This is a genomic window from Vibrio sp. B183 (assembly GCF_000740665.1).
GTDB lineage: Bacteria > Pseudomonadota > Gammaproteobacteria > Enterobacterales > Vibrionaceae > Vibrio > Vibrio coralliilyticus.
The window spans coordinates 226,661-246,608 of record NZ_JPQB01000005.1 but is presented as its reverse complement, the minus strand read 5'-3'; the positions used below and the strand labels follow the sequence as shown (position 1 = coordinate 246,608).

16 protein-coding genes are annotated in these 19,948 nt (G+C 41.9%); 10 read left to right on the top strand and 6 right to left on the bottom strand.

Annotation, left to right across the window (positions count from 1 at the left end):
* Nucleotides 1–169: 169 nt before the first annotated feature.
* The 10 genes from IX95_RS06770 to yddG all read left to right on the top strand — a co-directional run bounded on the left by IX95_RS06770 (nucleotide 170) and on the right by yddG (nucleotide 13,306).
* Nucleotides 170–820 (top strand): hypothetical protein, encoded by a 651-nt coding sequence (locus IX95_RS06770; RefSeq protein WP_038158115.1) that lies wholly within the window; start codon nucleotides 170–172, stop codon nucleotides 818–820.
* A 184-nt stretch (nucleotides 821–1,004) separates the two neighbouring features.
* Nucleotides 1,005–3,080, top strand: a complete 2,076-nt coding sequence (locus IX95_RS06765) for a type I restriction-modification system subunit M (RefSeq protein WP_038158113.1) — start codon at nucleotides 1,005–1,007, stop codon at nucleotides 3,078–3,080.
* Entirely contained in the window at nucleotides 3,080–4,378 is a 1,299-nt protein-coding gene (locus tag IX95_RS06760; protein WP_038158110.1) for a restriction endonuclease subunit S, read from the top strand. The genes IX95_RS06765 and IX95_RS06760 overlap by 1 nt, the downstream gene beginning before the upstream one ends.
* Nucleotides 4,379–4,384: 6 nt before the next feature.
* Nucleotides 4,385–6,955: a TrlF family AAA-like ATPase gene (locus IX95_RS06755; RefSeq protein ID WP_038158107.1), complete on the top strand. Its 2,571-nt coding sequence runs from the start codon at nucleotides 4,385–4,387 to the stop codon at nucleotides 6,953–6,955.
* Nucleotides 6,956–6,977: 22 nt separating this feature from the next.
* The gene (locus IX95_RS06750; RefSeq protein ID WP_038158106.1) at nucleotides 6,978–10,208 is read left to right on the top strand and encodes a type I restriction endonuclease subunit R; all 3,231 of its coding nucleotides are present in this window, start codon (nucleotides 6,978–6,980) and stop codon (nucleotides 10,206–10,208) included.
* 58 nt (nucleotides 10,209–10,266) lie between these two features.
* Nucleotides 10,267–10,752, top strand: coding sequence for a hypothetical protein (locus tag IX95_RS06745; RefSeq protein ID WP_038158104.1), 486 nt, complete (start codon nucleotides 10,267–10,269; stop codon nucleotides 10,750–10,752).
* A gap of 218 nt (nucleotides 10,753–10,970) precedes the next feature.
* Nucleotides 10,971–11,129 carry a hypothetical protein gene (locus IX95_RS26500; protein ID WP_160174995.1) on the top strand — a complete coding sequence of 53 codons (159 nt, stop codon included), beginning with the start codon at nucleotides 10,971–10,973 and terminating at the stop codon, nucleotides 11,127–11,129.
* Between the two features lie 115 nt (nucleotides 11,130–11,244).
* Nucleotides 11,245–11,640, top strand: coding sequence for an OsmC family protein (locus IX95_RS06740; RefSeq protein WP_038158511.1), 396 nt, complete (start codon nucleotides 11,245–11,247; stop codon nucleotides 11,638–11,640).
* A gap of 146 nt (nucleotides 11,641–11,786) precedes the next feature.
* Nucleotides 11,787–12,347 carry a sugar O-acetyltransferase gene (locus tag IX95_RS06735; protein ID WP_038158102.1) on the top strand — a complete coding sequence of 187 codons (561 nt, stop codon included), beginning with the start codon at nucleotides 11,787–11,789 and terminating at the stop codon, nucleotides 12,345–12,347.
* Between the two features lie 41 nt (nucleotides 12,348–12,388).
* On the top strand, nucleotides 12,389–13,306 hold the full coding sequence (gene yddG / locus IX95_RS06730) for an aromatic amino acid DMT transporter YddG (RefSeq protein WP_081885406.1): 918 nt from the start codon (nucleotides 12,389–12,391) through the stop codon (nucleotides 13,304–13,306).
* A 3-nt stretch (nucleotides 13,307–13,309) separates the two neighbouring features.
* Here the strand turns inward: yddG and IX95_RS06725 are convergent, their stop codons facing one another.
* The 6 genes from IX95_RS06725 to IX95_RS06700 form a co-directional block, all read right to left on the bottom strand.
* Nucleotides 13,310–13,801, bottom strand: coding sequence for a L,D-transpeptidase family protein (locus IX95_RS06725; protein ID WP_051912489.1), 492 nt, complete (start codon nucleotides 13,799–13,801; stop codon nucleotides 13,310–13,312).
* Nucleotides 13,802–14,108: 307 nt separating this feature from the next.
* Nucleotides 14,109–15,728, bottom strand: coding sequence for a BatD family protein (locus tag IX95_RS06720; RefSeq protein ID WP_038158509.1), 1,620 nt, complete (start codon nucleotides 15,726–15,728; stop codon nucleotides 14,109–14,111).
* 17 nt (nucleotides 15,729–15,745) lie between these two features.
* Complete coding sequence (locus IX95_RS06715; RefSeq protein ID WP_038158094.1) at nucleotides 15,746–17,596, bottom strand: VWA domain-containing protein; 1,851 nt, start codon at nucleotides 17,594–17,596, stop codon at nucleotides 15,746–15,748.
* Complete coding sequence (locus IX95_RS06710) at nucleotides 17,589–18,557, bottom strand: vWA domain-containing protein (RefSeq protein ID WP_038158091.1); 969 nt, start codon at nucleotides 18,555–18,557, stop codon at nucleotides 17,589–17,591. The genes IX95_RS06715 and IX95_RS06710 overlap by 8 nt, the downstream gene beginning before the upstream one ends.
* The gene (locus IX95_RS06705; RefSeq protein WP_021458215.1) at nucleotides 18,550–19,023 is read right to left on the bottom strand and encodes a DUF4381 domain-containing protein; all 474 of its coding nucleotides are present in this window, start codon (nucleotides 19,021–19,023) and stop codon (nucleotides 18,550–18,552) included. Before IX95_RS06705 ends, IX95_RS06710 begins: the two co-directional genes overlap by 8 nt.
* On the bottom strand, nucleotides 19,020–19,946 hold the full coding sequence (locus IX95_RS06700) for a DUF58 domain-containing protein (protein ID WP_038158088.1): 927 nt from the start codon (nucleotides 19,944–19,946) through the stop codon (nucleotides 19,020–19,022). The genes IX95_RS06705 and IX95_RS06700 overlap by 4 nt, the downstream gene beginning before the upstream one ends.
* Nucleotides 19,947–19,948 lie beyond the last annotated feature (2 nt).

Here is a 19,948-nt window from a genome sequence, read left to right as displayed (position 1 = left end):
TTTATTTCTTCTGTTATGCTTTTTTTGCTATACATTTTTCACCATTAACAAAACTTTTTTCATCAACTTTTGACTTTAAGTAAAGTATTCTCGAACTTGCAAAACCTTTCATCAATTGAATGATTTTTATTCTGTGGTTCAATATTTATATGAACAAGGAATTTAAATTATGAAAGGAAAAATATTATTTATAACAACAATTTTTGGTTTTAGTTTTGGTGCTGAAACTACTGGCTACAACTTACTTGTAGCAAATGCTTACTCAATGGTGACTTGGTTAGCCGTATTGCTTGGTTTGATATGTATGTTTTTAGGTTTAAAAAAGCTTAAAGATTATGGTGATAATCAGAATCAAAAAAAGGTAGGTTTTACACCATTAATTCTATTGTTTATAGGGTCAGCTTTGATGAGTTATTCACAAATGATTTCTACAATCAGTGTTTCATTTCTTGGTGAAGAATCTGGTTTTTGCTTCGGTCTTGAAGACGCTGTTGATAGCGCAACTGAGTATAGTTCAAACTGCTGGGACGGTAGCGGTGCGGATTTAATATCACCAGAACTTAAAGAAAAGTTAGATTCAGAGGAACAAAAAGCGGTTGGAAAATGGATAGATTCAGCAGTTATGACATTGCAATTTTTAGGTGTTGTCTGGTTTATATCAACGATGATGTATATAAAAAGAAATGAAGAAGCTGGTAATGACAGCGACAAACCGAACTATTTTTATGTTGCTGGTAGTTTGCTTGGTTGTTGTGCGCTCACGAATGCAGTACCAGTCTACGAGATTCTTATAGCAACTTTCGATAGTTTAACTATGTAGTGAAAGCGAGTGATATCATCACTCGTTTTCTGTTTTGGCACTTACTCTTCAATAGTAATAAATTACTATAAAAATCAGTATTGAGTCTGAATGTTGATGATTGTTTTTAGTCTGTATCAGATATCATTTCTCGACAAAAAATGATAAAATTCAGCCAATTTTTTATGAATCGAGCTGAATAATAATGACTAACAATAATTTTTCTTCAACAGCAGCGTTCTTGTGGTCGGTGGCTGACCTTCTACGTGGCGATTTTCGTCAATCTCAATACGGACGAATCATCTTACCTTTTACTCTACTAAGACGCTTGGAGTGTGTTTTAGAAGAGTCAAAAGAACAGGTTCTTGCAAAGTATGAATCTGTTAAGGCTATGCCGTTTGAAGCACAAGACAAAGTTCTGACTCATACTGCGAAATTCAGCTTCTACAACACTTCAAAGATGGATCTGAATACGCTTGGTGAAACTAACGTATCAGGCAACCTTGAAAACTACATTCAATCTTTCAGTCCTAATGCTCGTGAAATTTTTGAGCACTTCGACTTCTTCAATACCATCGATAAGCTGGAAGAAGCAAACCTATTATACAAAGTCGCTAAACGCTTCGCTAAAACAGATCTTCACCCTAATACCATCAGCAATCACGGTATGGGTTTAGTGTTTGAAGAGTTGATCAGACGCTTTGCAGAATCTTCTAATGATTCGGCTGGTGAGCACTTCACACCAAGGGATTTAGTTCGTTTAACAACATCACTGGTATTTTGCCACGATGATGATGTTCTTACTCAATCAGGCTTAGTTCGTTCTATTTACGATCCTACGGCTGGTACTGGTGGCTTCCTATCTTCTGGTATGGAGTATGTTCACGAATTGAATGAACGTGCTGCGCTATCAGCATTCGGTCAAGAGCTAAACCCTGAATCATACGCAATCTGTAAAGCAGATATGCTAATTAAAGGTCAAAAGGTTGATAACATTAAGCTTGGTAATACCTTGTCTAATGACCAATTAAGAACAGACAAGTTTGATTACATGCTGTCTAACCCTCCTTTCGGTGTTGATTGGAAGAAGATTCAGAAAAGCATCGTAGATGAGCATAACGACAAAGGCTTTGAGGGGCGTTTTGGTGCTGGTCTTCCAAGAGTATCAGACGGCTCTTTACTGTTCCTAATGCACTTAATCAGCAAAATGCGACCTATATCGGTTGAAGATAAAGCCAATGGTAGTGCTTCACGAATCGGTATTATCTTGAATGGTTCACCACTCTTTACAGGCGGTGCTGGCTCTGGTGAAAGTGAAATTAGACGCTACATTCTTGAAAATGACTTGCTTGAAGCAATCGTAGCTCTACCAACAGATATGTTCTACAACACTGGAATTGCAACTTATGTTTGGATCTTGTCGAACAACAAAGACGCTAAACGCAAAGGTAAAGTACAGCTCATCAATGCTTCAAAAGAACGTCCTAAAAATGGCGGTCGTGGTCGTAGCGGTGGCACTGAATCAACAGACCAAGTTGAAGATGTATTCTATGACGCTATGCGTAAATCTTTGGGAAGTAAGCGTAGAGAGCTAACCGAAGATGGTATTAACACAATCGTTAAAACATACGGTGAATTTGCCGAAAGTAGTTTCAGTAAAATCTTTGATTATTCAGATTTTGGCTACCGTAGAATCACGGTTGAACGTCCTCTTAAACTGGCTATATACCCACAAGATCAAGAGCGTATTGACGCACTACAAGCTGATAAAGCTTGGTTGAAATTGAGCGAAGATCTACAAGTAGCGATTATCAGCGCATTAGGTAAGTTTGAAGAAGAGAAAATCTTATCTCGTGATGCGTTCTTGAAGCAGTTTGTCGCTAACCTCGATGGTGTAAAACTAAGTGCAGTACAGCAAAAACTTGTAGTGAAGCATTTAGGCGAACACGATGATGAAGCTGAAACTTGTATCGTTAAATCAGGTAAAGATAAAGGTAAGCCAGAAGCGAATCCAGATCTGCGTGATAATGAGAACGTACCGTTAAAAGAAACGGTTGAAGAATACTTTGCCCGTGAAGTTCTTCCGCACGTTCCTGATGCGTGGATTGATGAAAGCAAGACTGATGAACTTGATGGTCAAGTTGGTATTGTTGGGTATGAAATTCCGTTCAACCGTCATTTCTATGTTTACGAACCACCAAGAGCGTTAGAAGCGATTGATGCTGATCTTGATGCGGTATCGGCTGAGATTATGCAACTGCTTCAAGAGGTGCATTCATAATGACAGGTCGCTATAAAGCTTATTCTGAGTATAAAGAGTCTGGTGTTAAGTTTGCTCCTAAGATTCCATCACATTGGACTGTTAGTAAAGTTAATTATATCTCTACATTTGGTCGAGGTTTAAGCATAACAAAAGCAAATCTTGAAGATGAAGGGATTCCATGCGTTAGCTATGGAGAGGTTCATTCTAAATATGGTTTTGAAGTTGATCCAAATAAACACTCTCTGAAATGCGTAAATCCTGCATATCTTGAAACATCGGCTTTTGCGTTGCTCTCAAAAGGTGATTTTGTTTTTGCTGATACATCAGAAGATATAGAAGGTTCAGGTAATTTTACTCAGCTCGTTAGTGATGAAACTCTTTTTGCTGGTTATCACACGGTTGTAGTTCGACCTGACATAAGCAACTACTATCGTTTCATTGCATATCTGTTTGATTCAAGTGAGTTTAGAACACAAATCAGAGATGCTGTAAAAGGAGTAAAAGTATTTAGTGTTACACAAGCGATACTGAAAAACGCTAATGTGTGGCTACCAGAATATGAAGAGCAACAAAGGATTGCCAACTTCCTCGATCACGAAACCGCCAAGATCGACACCTTAATCATGAAACAAGAAAGGCTGATTGAGCTTCTGAAAGAGAAACGTCAAGCGGTCATTTCTCACGCTGTAACCAAAGGTTTGAATCCAGATGCACCTATGAAGGATTCTGGTGTGGAATGGTTGGGGGAAGTGCCTGAGCACTGGGTTGTTACATCAATTAAAAGAGAATTAAAGAGTTTAGATAGTCGCAGAATTCCACTAAGTGCAGATGAACGTGGAAAAAGAACAGGTGAATATCGTTATTATGGCGCATCTGGTGTTATTGATTTTATTGATGATTATATCTTCGATGAATCAACAGTTTTAGTCGGTGAAGATGGTGCGAACTTGTTGAACAGAAACACACCATTAGCTTTCTCTGCTCACGGTCAGTATTGGGTCAATAATCACGCTCATATTTTAAGTCCACTCGATGGATTGGCTGACTATTGGGCTGAGGTAATCGAAATTATCGATGTCACACCAATTGTTAGTGGTTCAGCACAACCTAAATTAACAGCAGAAGCTTTAAATAACCTAAAAATCGCTTTCCCAACGTCATTTGAAGAAAGGCAAGCGATTGAAAAATTTATTTGTATTCAGAAATCAAAGTATGATCAATTGATGGAAAAAGCCAAGAATCAGGTAGGACTATTAAAAGAGCGTAAGACCGCCCTTATCTCAGCAGCCGTAACTGGCAAGATCGATGTGAGGTAACTACGGATGAGTAATCAAACTTATAGTAGTTTTAGTAAAGGTTCTGAATGGAGACGCTGGGATTTACATCTTCATACGTCTTCATCTTATGATGCTTATAAAGGCCATGATGCAGATGAAAAACTTATTGAGTCTCTAAGGAACAATTCTATTAGTGCAGTAGCGATTACTGATCACTTTTTGATAGATGCAGACAAAATTCAAACATTGAGAGCGTTAGCACCTGAGATAACGTTTTTCCCTGGTGTTGAGCTTAGAACTGACAAAGGCGCAGCCAACGTCCATGTAATACTAATTTTTTCAGAAACAGCAGACCTAAAAAAATTAGAAGAACGATTTAACGTTGTAATGCTCGATGATAAAGCCAAGTCATCTGATGATGATAGGACTATCATTTGGGACTTTAATGATATCGTTGAGTTTGCCAAAAAAAATGACGGGTTAATCAGTGTTCACGCTGGAAAGAAATCTAACGGTATTGATAAAGAAATCACAAATGCTTTACCTCACAACATGGCAATAAAGCAAGATTATGCCGAGAATGTTGATATTTTTGAGATCGGTCAAGTGGGTGATATCGAGACATATAGAAAATATGTTTTTCCTCAAATCGGTATCAAGCCATTAGTTATTTGTAGTGATAATCACGTTCCCAAAGATTACAGGGTTAAAGAGTTTTTATGGATTAAAGGCGCTCCAACTTTTGAAGGCTTAAAACAAGTGATTTATGAGCCAGAAGAACGAATTAGGATTCAACAAAATAAACCAGATTCTAAGCCTCAATATCAAGTGATTGATTCTCTTGAAATGGGAGGCAGCAATCTATGGTCAGGAAAAATTCATTTTAACGAAAACCTTAATGTAATCATTGGTGGTCGCTCTACGGGCAAATCTTCCCTGTTATCGACTATTGCGATGAAATTAGATAACCAGAATGTCGAAAGCTCTAAGAACTATAAGTTTATTAAAGAGGGGTTATCTTCCGTCACGATTAATTGGATGGATGGTGAACAAGGCGCAGGTAGAGAAATTGAATTTTACCCTCAAAGTTATATGAACACGCTTGCTTTTGATGATGTGAAACGTAATGACCTAATTGAAGGAATTGTCAGTAAGAAAGATCAGGAAGGGGAACTCACAAAATACGAAGAATTTCTCTCTGTTCAAGAGACGACTCAAACAAAGTTAGTGTCAGATCTCTTTACTCTAAATACTGACATTAAAACCAAAAAAGCAAAGATTTTAGAACTTGGTGATAAAGTCGGTATTGAGCATGAAATCCAACTCTTAACGGAACAGCTTGAACAACACAATAGCCAACTCACTGATGATGTAAAAGAGCAATATGAAGAGGTTTCTAAACAGCATTCAGAGCTAAAAGAGAAAAATCGTAAGATACAACCTCATATAGCAGAGGTCATACGAGCAAAATCGCTGAAATTATTTAATGAATTAGATTTGACTGACAAACTTTCACATCCTGTTTTTGGGGATGACCTACTGATAAAGCTGAATGAAATGCAAGAAGCATTTACCAAAGAATGGCAAGATGCGGTTGAAGAGCACGAAGCTATCTTAATGGATGAACTTAGTAAAATCATCAAAGAAAAAGAAGCTGTTGAAGAGTCAGAGGTTTATAAAAAATCCCAAGAATATCTTCAAAATAACTCAGCACTGAAAGAGATAAAAGAGAAGGTCGAGCAGGAAAAAGATAAGCTAACTAAGATTCAAGGTCAAGAAAAAGGATTAGAAACGCTCGAAAAATCACTTGAAACTACGATAGAAGCTCTATGTAAATCTCATCTTGCATACAAAGAACATGCTATATCACTATCCCAGAAACTTCGCTTTGACCAAAGTGACTTAGATGTAACAGTGCAATGCTGTTTTGATAATGAAAAAATGGAAGAGATTCTGTCTGAACAACTGAATAAAACTAAGAGTAAAGATGTTATCTCAACATTTTGCGAATACTACAATGCAGAGCCAGAAAAAACGGTACGTGATTTGGTCCAGAGTGCATTAAATGACCAACTGCACTTTAAAGGTATTCACACTAACAGAACCCTGTTGAATCAAGTTCTTTGTTCTAATCCATATAGAAAAGATTATGAGCTAACATATCAAAATGATAGTTTTGATAGTATGTCACAAGGTAAGCAAGCTTTTGTTATTCTTAAACTATTATTGGAATTTAATGACAAGACTTGCCCTGTATTGATAGACCAACCAGAAGATAGTCTTGATAACAGAGCAATTTATAATGAATTGGTTGAATATCTGAAACAAAAGAAAAAAGAACGTCAGATCATCTTGGTGACTCATAACCCTAATGTTGTTGTTAGTGCAGATGCTGAACAAGTCATTGTTGCAAATCAACATGATCCCAAAGCAAAAAATAACTTAGGGAGAAAGTTTGAGTATGTTGCTGGTGGTATAGAACACTCAATGCCAAAAGATCCTAATGTTGATGAGATTCTTTACTCTCAGGGCATTAGAGAGCATATCTGTGAAATCTTAGAGGGTGGTGAAGATGCCTTTAAGAAACGTGAACAGAAATACCAGTTAAGCAACTAATTTTGGTTAGGTAAGGTCAGTTATGAGCCAAGAAAAAACAACAAGAGAGCTTCAATTTCAAAACGATATTCTTGACCAAATGCAGTCAAACGGCTGGCTGTTGGGTCAATCGAATAAATACAATCGTGAATTAGCTCTTTACCCAGAAGATGTTGAGACATTCATCAAGCAGTCTCAACCTGAGCAATGGGAAAAACTATCTCAGCAATATCCAAGCACTGAGAGGAACCCTGATGGGACAAAAAATGCCTTGTTAAAAGCTCTTGAAAGGCATTTAAAAGATAAAGATTACGGAACGTTGTGGGTTCTTAGAAATCAAGTGAAAGATCGTGGTGCAAAACTGAACTTTTGTGCTTTTAAACCCGATCACGACTTAAACCCAGAAGCGAATCACCAATATCAGCAAAACATCTTACGTGTTGTTCCTGAGCTGATTTACTCCCCAAACGGTTATGATGGTCGTATCGACCTAACGCTGTTTGTTAATGGTATTCCTGTTGCTACTTGTGAACTTAAATCTGAGTTTAAGCAATCTATTGAGAATGCAAAAATTCAGTATATGAAGGACAGACAGCCGAAAGATCCAACGACAAAGAAAGCTGAACCATTATTAACCTTTAAACGTGGTGCATTGGTTCACTTTGCTGTTAGTCAATACAACGTTGCAATGACCACTGAATTGAAAGGTAAAAGCACTTTCTTCTTACCATTCGATCAAGGTACGTCTGATGGTGGTGCTGGTAATGATGTGGTTGATGAAGATAGCTATGCGACTTCATACCTCTGGAATGAGATTTTCCAGAAAGATAATCTATTGAATATCTTAGCTCGATACATTCACCTTGAACAAAAAGATGTTGAAGATGTAGATGGAGCAATATCGAAAAAAGAAACGATGATATTCCCTCGTTATCACCAATGGTCAGTAGTATCAAAGCTACTAACTGCGGTTGATATTGAAGGTACGGGTCATAAATACTTAGTCCAGCATAGTGCTGGCTCTGGCAAGTCAAATTCAATCGCTTGGTTATCGCACCAACTTGCCTCTAAGCATTACGTTACAGCGCACCCTGATCTGGGTAAAAAAGAAGGGGCTAAGGTTTTTGACTCTGTAATTGTCGTAACCGATAGAACGGTGTTAGACAGTCAGCTTCAAGATACGATTTATCAGTTCGATCATCACGAAGGTATGATTGCTCGAATCAACCGTGAAGAAGCAACAGGCTCTAAATCAAGCCAATTAGCAGCAGAGCTAAAAGCAAGTACCTCTATCATCATCGTAACGATTCAGACGTTCCCACACGTTTTAGAAGCGATTCGTGAAGATTCAACTCTTGCTGGTCGTAGCTATGCAATTGTGGCTGATGAAGCTCACTCAGGACAAGCTACAACTAACGCTCGTAAGATGCGTGAAGTGTTAATGGCAGAAGAGATCGAAGACGATAAAGAGTTAGATAGTGAAGATATGCTTGCTCTGTCGTTAGAAGCTCGTAAAGGTTCTAATAAACTAAGCTACTTTGCTTTTACTGCTACTCCAAAAGCAAAAACGTTAGAGATTTTTGGTCGTTGCCCTGATCCAGAAGAACAGATGAGCGACACAAATAAACCAGAAGCATTCCACGTTTATTCAATGCGCCAAGCGATTGAAGAAGGCTTTATCTTAGACGTTCTTCAAAACTATACGAGTTATAAAGTCGCTTATCAATTGGCTCACGAAAACCCAACCAATGATGAAGTTGATAGTAAAAAAGCTGCGTCAAAACTGGCTAAGTGGGTAAGGCTGCACCCTTATAACATTGCTCAAAAAGTAGAAATTATCATTGAGCATTTCAATAGTAAGGTTAAGCACCTACTGAACGGTGATGCAAAAGCGATGGTCGTTACTTCAAGTCGTTTAGAAGCTGTTCGATACAAAATAGCTTTTGAGAAGTATGTTGCAGAGAAAGGCTATAACAACGTTAATGCTATGGTGGCGTTTTCTGGTGAAGTGAATGATCCAGATATTGCAGATAGTTCATACACTGAAAACAACATGAACCCTAATCTACGTGGTCGTGATATGCGTAAAGCATTTGATACCTCTGATTATCAGGTCATGTTGGTTGCGAATAAATTCCAAACGGGTTTTGACCAACCGAAATTGTGTGCAATGTATGTCGATAAGCCATTAAAAGGCGTTGAGTGTATCCAGACTCTATCTCGATTAAACCGCACTTGTAAGGGTAAGAATCAAACGTTTGTCTTGGACTTTGTTAATGAACCAGAAGATATTTTGGAAGAGTTTAAGGTTTACTATCAAACGGCTGAATTAGCTGGTGTAACCGATCCAAACATCGTGTATGACTTGATGAATAAGCTAAACAAGGTCGGTATCTATCAATGGTTTGAAGTTGAAGCGTTTGTTGAAGCATACAACAGTAAAAAAACTAACCAAGCCAAATTAGCGAACCTATGTAAAGCACCAGTTAAGCGATTTGAAGAGCGATACAAAGAAGCGACAGCCGTTTTAGAATCGGCTAAGGCTGATCTATCAAAAGCTAAGATTGAAGGCAATGACAAGGCAATCAAATACGCTCAAAACACGGTAAAACACGCCAAAGAAGAGAGAGATATTCTTGAAGTATTCAAGAAGGATCTAACTTCATTTACTCGCTTCTATGAGTTTGTATCTCAAATCGTGAACTTCGGTGATTTTGATTTAGAGAAGTTGTCTCTATTTGCTAAACACCTTGCACCACTTCTGAGATTAGAAAGTATCGAAGATGATATTGACCTTTCTGATGTAGTTATGACGCATTACCGTTTACATGAGCAGCGTGAAGCGGATTTGAAGTTAGGTTATAAAGTGGGTGAAGAATCTCAACCACAACTACCACCATCAAAAGAAGGCTCTGGTGCAACTCCAAAAGATCCAAAGACTGAGTTTCTCAATGAGATAATCGAGCGAATGAATGACTTGTTTATCGAAGATGGGTTGTCTGAGAACGATATGCTGAACTATGCGAATACAATCGCAGGGAAAGTCTCTGAGAATGGTGTAGTGATGGATCAACTGAGAAGCAATACCAAAGAACAAGCGATGTTAGGACAGTTCCCTGAATCGATTACAGAAGCCGTTATCGATAGTATGGGTGTGCATGAGCAAATGGCAATGAAAGTCCTGTCTAATGACGCTGTGGCTAAGAACTTTGCTGGTCTTATGTTCGATATGTTGATGAAAGGCTTAGGTAAAGATAACCATCAAGGAATGTAGATAGAATGAAGCCACTTGATTGAGTGGCTTTTTAATATATTTTTAGGTAAGAGATTAAATGTTAGAGAAAAAAGCTATTTCATTTGCAATCCACCAACAGAGTTTTCAGATTCTACATCACAACGATCACATCAAAAGCTTGATAGAAAAAGGGGCTGATTACGCTAACAAAAATGGTTATCGTCATAGCAACCTCTCTGCTATCGAAGATATGACAAAGCAATATGAATCGCTGTTAGATAACGGCAAGGAGACCGTGGATAGTAGAGAATTTTCAATGGATAGACCAACGCCCATTGAAGCGTTTAATGACATTCTTGATAGACTTAGTGAAATCAACGCCACAAAAGATAGCCTATTGATTATTGATAGTTATCCAGTTGAAGATAAAGGCTTATTGACTGTGCTCATTAAGTTGAAAAAACACTTCAATTTTTACACACCAATCGATGATACTTTACACACGGATACGACAAGTTATGAAACTCTAAAAGAGAGTTTAAAACTTACCTCAAAGCGTGAGTATGAAAATAGACGTTGCTAACCAATTAGCACTTCACTCGTTAGCTGTAAAATGAAACAATACTCACGTTCTTGGTTAAAACCTTGTTTGCTGGTTAAGTAAACCCCTGACTGTGGGTATTCAGTTGAGTGATGATAAGGACGTTGGTTCAAGGACTTTTAGAACCGTTTTTTGTTTGCAGGATTCATAAGGACTGACACTCGTAGCGACACCTATTAACGACTAAAAGGATTATCTTTATGAGTCAGGTGTCTTACAAAATCCCTCTATTTATGACTTTAAACGGTGAGAAGATTTGTTATCTCATCGACTATCATAGATATGTGGAATTGCGTGAAATGGGTAAAAACGATAGTGAAATTTTGGCTGATTTTCCAGCCAATAAGGAAGCAGCGTGATACCTTTTGACAGCCAAGGACATTGAAAGCCACTCGAATGAGTGGCTTTTTTCATATCTGTGATATAAAGATATGATTGTTTGAGTTAAATAAATTAATTATGGGGTTTGGTAGAATGAAAGCAGAAGTCAAGTGGGTCGATGATTTAAAATTTGTTGGTAAAACCGATAAAAATCAAGAGATTACAATGGCGAGTGGTGACAGCACTTATTTCTCACCAATGGAAATGGTGCTGATGGCGGCAGGCGGTTGTAGCTCCGTTGACGTGGTTGATGGGCTTAAAGAAGCTTCGCAGAAGGTGACTAGCTGCACAGCGAAACTGACAACAGAGCGCCGTGAAACAGCTCCTCGTATTTTCACTAAAGTAAATATCCATTTTGAAGTGTCGGGTGACAATCTGGATACAGACGTTGTCGCAAAAGTAACAGCAGACTCTCTGGAAAAGTACTGTTCAGTGTGTCTGATGCTAGGTGCTGGCGTAGAAATGACCCACAGTTGGGAAATTGTCTAACCTGTTCTATTTAGATGGAAAGCCGGGTTTACAGCCCGGCTTTTTTGTAAATTAAGGAAATGTTCACGGGTTAGGTTTTCTCTTTTTCCAATCTTCTATTCGCGCTATTTTACCTTTCCTATTCAAGCAGTTAATTGGGAAACGTTATGACAGAGTTTGAAAAAATGGTCGCAGGTCAGTTGTTTAACGGGGCTGATGGCAGCGTTAATCGCATTCGTGAGCAAGCAACACGCCTTTTGCAGGAGCTAAATCACAATACCAGTGATATTCAGCGTGTTGACACCTGTCGCCAGCTGCTGAAACGTTTTGGCGAAGCGAGCATGATTCTCTCTCCTTTTCTTTGTGAGTTTGGAAAAACGATATCGATTGGCGATAGCACCTTCATCAATATGAATGTGACCATGTTGGATGGGGCTGAGATTACGATTGGCAACCATGTACTTATCGGCCCAAACACTCAGTTCTACACAGCGGGTCATTCTTTGGACTATCGAAGCCGAAGAGGTTGGGAAACCACCTGTTTGCCTATTACTGTGGAAGATGATGTTTGGATCGGTGGCAACGTGTTAATTAATCAAGGTGTGACTATTGGTGCGCGCAGTGTCATCGCCGCTAATTCAGTGGTAACACGAGACGTACCACCCGACAGCTTGTATGGTGGAACTCCGGCAAAATTGATAAGACATTTGACAGAGAATGACAGTTAGCGCTAGGTTAAGCTCCTTTGCTGTTAATCTGAGAGAATAGAGTGAGTCAACATAAATTTACTTTGTGCGGTGTGTTAGCCATCCTGCTTTGGAGTAGTGTGATGGGGTTAGCGCGAACGGTCACTGAGTTTTTAGGGCCCATTGGTGGCGCTGCATCAATCTATACCGTCGCTTCTCTGTTTTTGGTGATGGTAATGGGCCTGCCAAAAATCAGAAGCTATTCTCTGACCTATGTATTGATTGGTGGTGGGCTGTTTGTCGCATATGAAATATGTTTGGCACTTGCACTGGCTATGGCGAACTCTCGCCAACAAGCCGTAGAAATGCTGGTGATTAACTACCTATGGCCAGCGCTGACCGTTTTACTGGCTGTGACGTTCAGTCCGAAGAAAACCAATATTTTCGTTTACCCCGCAATCGCACTGGCGTTTTTTGGTGTGGCTTGGAGTATCACGGGCGATCAGGGGCTTTCGTTCACCCAAATTGCAGCCAACGTGGCGACTAACCCTGTAACCTACGCTATGGCATTTGTAGGTGCGTTTCTATGGGCAATCTACTGCAATCTGACTAAGCGTATTTCTAAAGGGCAAAATCCGATTACGTTGTTCTTTATCATGACGGCCGTGACCTTATGGATTAAATATGCGATCAGTAACGAAACAGGGATGAGCGTTAACCTTGAATCCGGTGGTTTATTGCTGATTACAGGTATTGCAATGGGCAGTGGCTACGCGCTTTGGAACTACGCAATTATCGGCGGTAACATGGTGCTTTTGGCGACGCTATCTTACTTTACACCTGTTCTTGCGACCGTTATTTCGTCTGTGATTCTTGGTTTGGTTCTTACGGATACCTTCTTGCAAGGCGTCGCTCTAGTGACAATCGGTTCACTGCTATGCTGGTGGGTCACAAGAGAGAAGAACGCGGAATCGGCTGAACCAGAGGTATGTAAGGATTAAGTATTACCAGCGGATCTCAATGGGTGTTCCTGTTTTCACGAGAGTGAGCAATTCATCCATTTCTTCGTTGGTAATGGCTATGCAGCCATTGGTCCAGTCAAAACTTTGTACGAATTTGGCTGGCCGCTTTTCCCCGTTTCTTAATCCATGAATCTTAATATCACCACCCGGATCGACGCGAAGTTTTTCGGCATAAGCAATGTCTCGTGGGTTAGGGTAGCTAATGTGGATTGAGCGATAGAACTCTGATTTATCAATCACGAAGTCAAGATAGTAACGACCTTCAGGCGTTCGATGATCTCCTTCCTGAGTTTTATGCCCTCTAGGGTGTTTACCTAGCGCGATGCGAAACTCTTTCACCACTTGACCATTGTCAATCAGATACATGCGACGTTTGGACTTGTCGACTTTAACTAAGTCGACCATTGCGGATGAAGCGCAGGTAAAAAGTAGCGCCCCCAATGTCACTATCGTCCTTAATGCAGTACCATTCATTGTCTTACTATTCTTCCAAAAAACAGAAAGGTAGCCGTGAAGCTACCTTTCGAGTTTACGTGATGTCATCAAGGAGAAATCGAGAAAATATCACGCTCCGCAAATCCCAAGTCTTTAAACGCTTCTATCGCTTCATTCCGACTATGCGCATCAACTTCAAACGAAGTCATTTGGGATCCATCAAAATATAGGATCACATAATGAGTACTGGGATCTGGCTTTTCGATTGCCGACATCATTCCTCCAGCTATTCATCGATACAATGAACTTGGACCTGAACAATGCCTCTACCAGTGCCTTCGCGGTATTAAAGCTTCGCTAATGTTTCCTCAGGCTTCCCTTTTGCTCGAGGCATTTTGTCCACCTTTTTAATTAGTTTAAGCAGTTTTGAAGCATTCCAGCCAGCTTCTTGCTGAGAAAAGCGTGATTTTTGCATTTCATCCAATTCGTTTTGGATATCGGCAAGAAGCGCTTTATCGCTAATCTGGGCCTCCTGCAGCCATTCAGAAGCGCAATGTTGTACTTTAAAGTGATCTTGCTCTTCAAGTGCCGAAATCAAGCGACCACTTGTATCGAGTGGTGCGATTGGCTTCTGCTGGGTTTCCACGCTAGTGTTTCGTTTTCTGAATAGTAAAACGGTTGTGATAACCCAAAGCAGGGCAAACAGCGCAGTGAGATAAGGCCAAAAACCGGGATCTTTGACAGTGACCGTTTTTACTTCGGCTGGCGCTGAATACTGAGACGCTGGCACTGGAATATTTAGGCTCTCTCCCGGGCTGACAGCTAACGCTATACCATCTAGATGAGCGGTTTTCTGCTGTTTGTTCTGGCTATCCCACCAATTGAGATTGATCTCTGAAAGTTGAACATCACCAGTTTGCTGAGGAATAAGCACCTGCTTCAATGTCATGCGCGTGAAACCATTCTCTAGCTGCGTGAACTGAGGCTTTTCTTCGTAGACACGAATGCCTTGAGGATAGCTGATCTTCAGATTCGGGAAACGGTCAGAAGAGAGCCCTTCTATGTCCAAGGTGACTTCTCGTGTAATCGAATCACCCACTTTAGCTTGATGTGTGGTTGATGAAGGAATCGGTTCCCCATTCGCCGCAACCCATGTTTGGGTTAGCTTAAGCTCCGATGTCGGCAGCCATACGCCACTGTAGCCAGCGGGTTTATCTTCAACTTTGATAGCAAAGATTTTTGCTGGCGTATCAACTGAGATAAGTTTGGTGGTCCCTGTTCGGTCATTGCCATAAACAACAGAACCTTTGAATGCGGCACCTTGTAGTGTGTATTCGCCGGGCTGATTTGCTGTCACGCGATAGGCTTGGTCGAGTACAGTGACTTCCACACCGCCGAGAACACTTTGATACTGCTTTGGCTCACCGATTTGAGCTAAGGTCAATCCGTCGACTTGAGGAGGGATGACATTAGGGCTTTGCAGGCGTCTTGGATCTGCTTTAATGATCAGGCGAGTACGTAATGAGGCACTTTCATTTGGGTAAAGCGTCGTCTTATCCAGTGAACTGCGTAGCTCAACTAAGTCGGATACTTTAGGCTCATCGGTGTCCATAGTAACCTGAATAGCAATCGGCTTTGAGCTCGCCCCGTTGACTGTAAAAGCGGGAATATTGGCAACGCCAAGTGTTTGAGCGGCCAGTGTTAGATTCCACTCACTGCGTGTACTGCGGTCACCATTGACTATGTTGATCGAAGAGCCAAAACTAGGTCGTCCAACATAAAAATCTTTTTCCAGTCCGCTGAAATCAATATCATCGGAAGAGACTTTTTCGTCGACTACAACGCGAAGTTGGAACACTTCGTTCTTGACGACTTTATTCTTGCTGACGGTCGCCCAGACATTTGCCGCCATAGCGGCAGGGCTTGCAAAGGCTAAAGCCAGCACCACTAAGCTAATCAGTTTCATTATTTGTCGATTCATAGTTACCACTTCTTACCTGTATTCTGCGGTGGTTGTTTTTGCTGAGCTTGCAACATCATTTGAGCTCTGAGTAAACGGCTAGGGTCGCGCGCGCTTTCGACCTGTTCTAGTTTTCGAAGTGCAGGGTCAATTTGCTCTAAATTTTGCTCCTGCTCAGCTGCGCTTTGCGGTTGAGTCGCGCTTTCATCTTGCGGATCTGGCTCTTGTTCCGACTTTGAAGCACCTTGCTGTTGCTTGTTCTGCTCTTGTTGTTGCTGAGGAGTTTCGGAACTTGATGCCTGCTGCTTTTGCTGTTCGCTTGTCTCTTCTTGGTTTTGCTGAGGTTTTTGAGATTGCTGCTGCTTAGATTGCTTGTCAGAGGGTTTCTCATTTGAAGGTGAATCTTGCCCAGATTGAGAGGAATTCTCTTGATCTGAAGAGGAGTCATCGCCAGACTTTTGTTGCTGTTGCTGTTGCTGTTGCTGTTGCTGTTGCTGTTGCTGTTGCTGTTGCTGTTGCTGTTGCTGTTGCTGTTGCTGTTGCTGTTGCTGCTGTCTGACAATCTCTAGGTTTTTCTTTGCATCTTCGTTGCTCGGATCTTGTTTGAGCACATCCTCATAAAGGCTAATAGCTTGATCAAACTCTCGGTTTTGAGCGTAGGCGTTAGCGAGGTTGTATTTTCCGTTTAGCGTTTGTGAATCTTTAAGTGCATTGATGGCAGCAGGGAAGTTGCCCGCCTGATACTGCGCTATACCTTGCCACTCTTTGTTCTCGAACAGATCCGCCGCTTCTTGATACTGCTCGGCATCGTAGAGCTGTTTGGCTTGTTGATTACTGTTAAGCCAAGCTGAAGCCATCGCTGGTTTAGGTGACAGTAGTGGGTAAGCCAAGATGATCATCGAAAACAAAAAACCACGACGGAACATAAGAAGCGCCGGGATGATAAGCAAAGGTACTAACCAGATACCACTGTTGACCCGATCACTGATTTGTTGGGCTTGGTTTAGCTTGCCCGTGCTTTCAATGCTACTTGTGCGATTGGCTATGGCGTCTATGTCGCTGTTATTGAGCTGAATAGGTGTAAAGAAACCACTAAGGGATTTGGATACGCTATTCATGTTACTGAAGTTGGATTTCGCCACCACGGTTTGCCCAGCATCGGTTTTGAGCAGAGTGCCATCACTGAGTCGTATCGGGGCTCCTGAGCGGGTACCTACACCCAGAATGAACAGTCGCCAGTGTGTACCCTCAAGAAGATCTTGAATTCCCTGGGTTTCCGCATCATCCAAATCGTCACTGAAGAGTATGATATCACCACGGGACAAGCCGGCGTTTTTCATCATATCAATAGCTAGCCGGACGGCTTTTACTGCGTCAGCACCGGGGTAGGGCATCAATTCGGGGCTGAGGTTGGGGATCAGGTTTTGAATAGTGCGAGTATCTGAGGTCATCGGACTAACGGTGTACGCATCGCCAGCGTAAGCGACGAGACCCGTGGTACCTTCACTCCATTTTTTGAGTAGATCACTGGCCTTGTATTTAGTCTGAGTTAGCCGGTTAGGTTTGATATCGGTGGCATACATAGACATTGACATGTCCATGATTAGCACACGAGCACTGTCGTTGCTGAAACTAGGCCTTTCAGAGCTGGTAAAGCTTGGCCCAGAGAGAGCAATTGTGGCGATTAAACCGAAGATGGCGACTGCACTAGTGACAGCATTGCGTGCCGATTTGTGTTGTATACCCATTGCTTTGGCAAGATGGGGGGCAATTAACGTCTGGTTACGGCTGCGTTTTGAGAGCCAAAAAACTAACCCACATAGTGGAAGGAGTACCAGCAGCCACTCTGGATAGAGGAAGCGAAAATCAGACATGGTTCCTCCTGATGATAATAAGTGCGAAGAAGCCCGCCAGTGTTATTGCAAGTGGAAACCGGAACCACTCTTGTTGTGGTCGCCAGGTTTGTGTGGCTTGGCTAACAGGTTCTAGGTTATTGATGGTGTCATAGATAGTCGCCAGTTCTTTGCTGTCACGGGCACGGAAATATTGCCCACCTGTCAGCTTGGCGATTTCCATCAGAGATTTTTCGTCTAGGTCTTGAGCTGTATTGACTTTACGTGTCATGAAAAACTCTTTGACCATCATCTCTCCGGCTCCGACGCCAACAGTGTATATCGTGGCATTGTACTTCTTGGCAATTTTGGCCGCTTCGATTGGGTCAAGTACGCCCGCAGTGTTACTGCCATCGCTGAGTAGTATCATCACACGTTGCGGTGCATCGCTATCGACGAACGTTTTGGTCGCTAGCCCTATGCCTTCGCCAATCGCGGTTTTGGTCCCAATAAGGCGTAATACGGTTTGATTGAGCTGCTCGGCAACGGTATGTCTATCAAGCGTTAATGGTGTTTGCAGATAAGCGTGATCGGCAAACAGCACTAGGCCCAATCGGTCTCCCTGACGTTTGGAAATAAAGTCAGATAAGACCTGTTTGACTGCGCTTAAACGGTCGATGTAGTCACCGTTAAATTGCATGTCTTCTTTACTCATCGAGTAAGACAGATCAACAACCAGCATCATGTCTCTATGCTTCGGTTGTGTCGTGACAGGGTCGCCATACCAAACAGGTCTTGCAACCGCGGTAACCAGACAAACCCAAACCAGACCTGCCAGAACTTTAGCCAATAAGTTCCTCGGCGCACTGCCTGCCGCTGAGTCGGGCAGGTAGGGCATATAAACGGGAGATGACTGTTTAACTGGCGGCAGCAAAAAATAAATCAGTATGGGGAGTGGTAGCAGCAGAAATGCCCACCACCATACGAATTCGATGTTAGCCAACTTTGGCTCTCCTTCTTTTCGGCGGAAGCGCTTCATCGACCCATTGGGAGCAATGGGTAATCAGTTCGGACGCGTTTCCTACGGGCTCTTTCGAATACAAAGCCTCTTGCCAGAGTTCATAGTTCTCAAGGAACACGGGTGATTTCACCTGAGTATCAAGAAAGGCATACCACTCTTTGCCCGTTAACTGCGCTACTTCTTCTCTTGGGTAGTAACACAGCGCGGCCTGACGTAATAATTCAATGGCTTCAGCAGGTTTGTCACCTGCCTGAATAAGCTTCAGCGCGGTTTTCTTTGGTGCCATGCGCTTTTTATTCCAGCGATAGGTCAGCCAAATTATCAATGTGCCAAAGACAATCGCTCCTGCGGTCGCCCACCATCCCCATGCCAGTGGAAACCACGAGGGCACCTCGGGTAAATGCATTGGATTAAGTGGTAGTAGTGAATCCTTGTTATTGGTGCTCATTGATTACGTCCAGATAATTGTTGTAGTAATGATTCTTGGGTAGAGAGACGGGTAAAACTCAAGCCATGGTTAATAGATAAGTCTTTCAGATCTTGCTGCTTTTGCTCAAAAACAGACTTAATCTGATCGCGTGCTTTTCGTGAAGAAAAGTCCATCCACAACGTTTGACGTTTGTCGGAAACTTGCTCGACGCCACGATAACTGGTGATACCCGCTTCTAAAGGGTCGGAAATATGAACCAATCGTACGCGGTTGTGGGCACGTAGCCGAGTGAGTAATGGCTGGTTTGAGTCTGAGAAACGCAGGAAGTCACTGATGATGACCACTTCACTCCCCTTAGGGCATAGGCGGTTCAGTGCCTGTAAGCCATGGCCCATATCTGAGGAGTGGGGCGTAGTCGATTGATTCAGTTTGTCCTGATGAAGCTTCACCAGATGCTGAATTAACGCGAGCGGCCCTTGATTACGACTGGTCGGCTTTAGCTCAGTCAGTTGGTCGCCAGTATCAATCATTGCGCCTATACGATCTCGCTGAGCAACAGACAACCACGCAATCAGGCTTGCCATATGAGATGCCAAGACCGATTTGAACATCAGCTGAGAACCAAACATCATGCTGGCACTGAAATCCACATACACAATGATGGGCTTCTCTCGTTCTTCTGTGAAAAGCTTGGTATGAGGTTTACCGGTTCGAGCGGTTACGCGCCAATCAATGCTCCGCACATCGTCACCAGGTTGATACTGGCGGACTTCGGCAAAGTCCATACCACGGCCTAGTTGCTTACTCTGATGTTGCCCCAGCATTTGAGACCACAAACTCTTTGCAGGAGGTAACCACTTTATCGCTTGCTGCTTGTAGTAAAGCAGTTCGTCAAGACACAAGTTTACGCCATCAGAGTATGGGGATAATTGTTTATCCATCT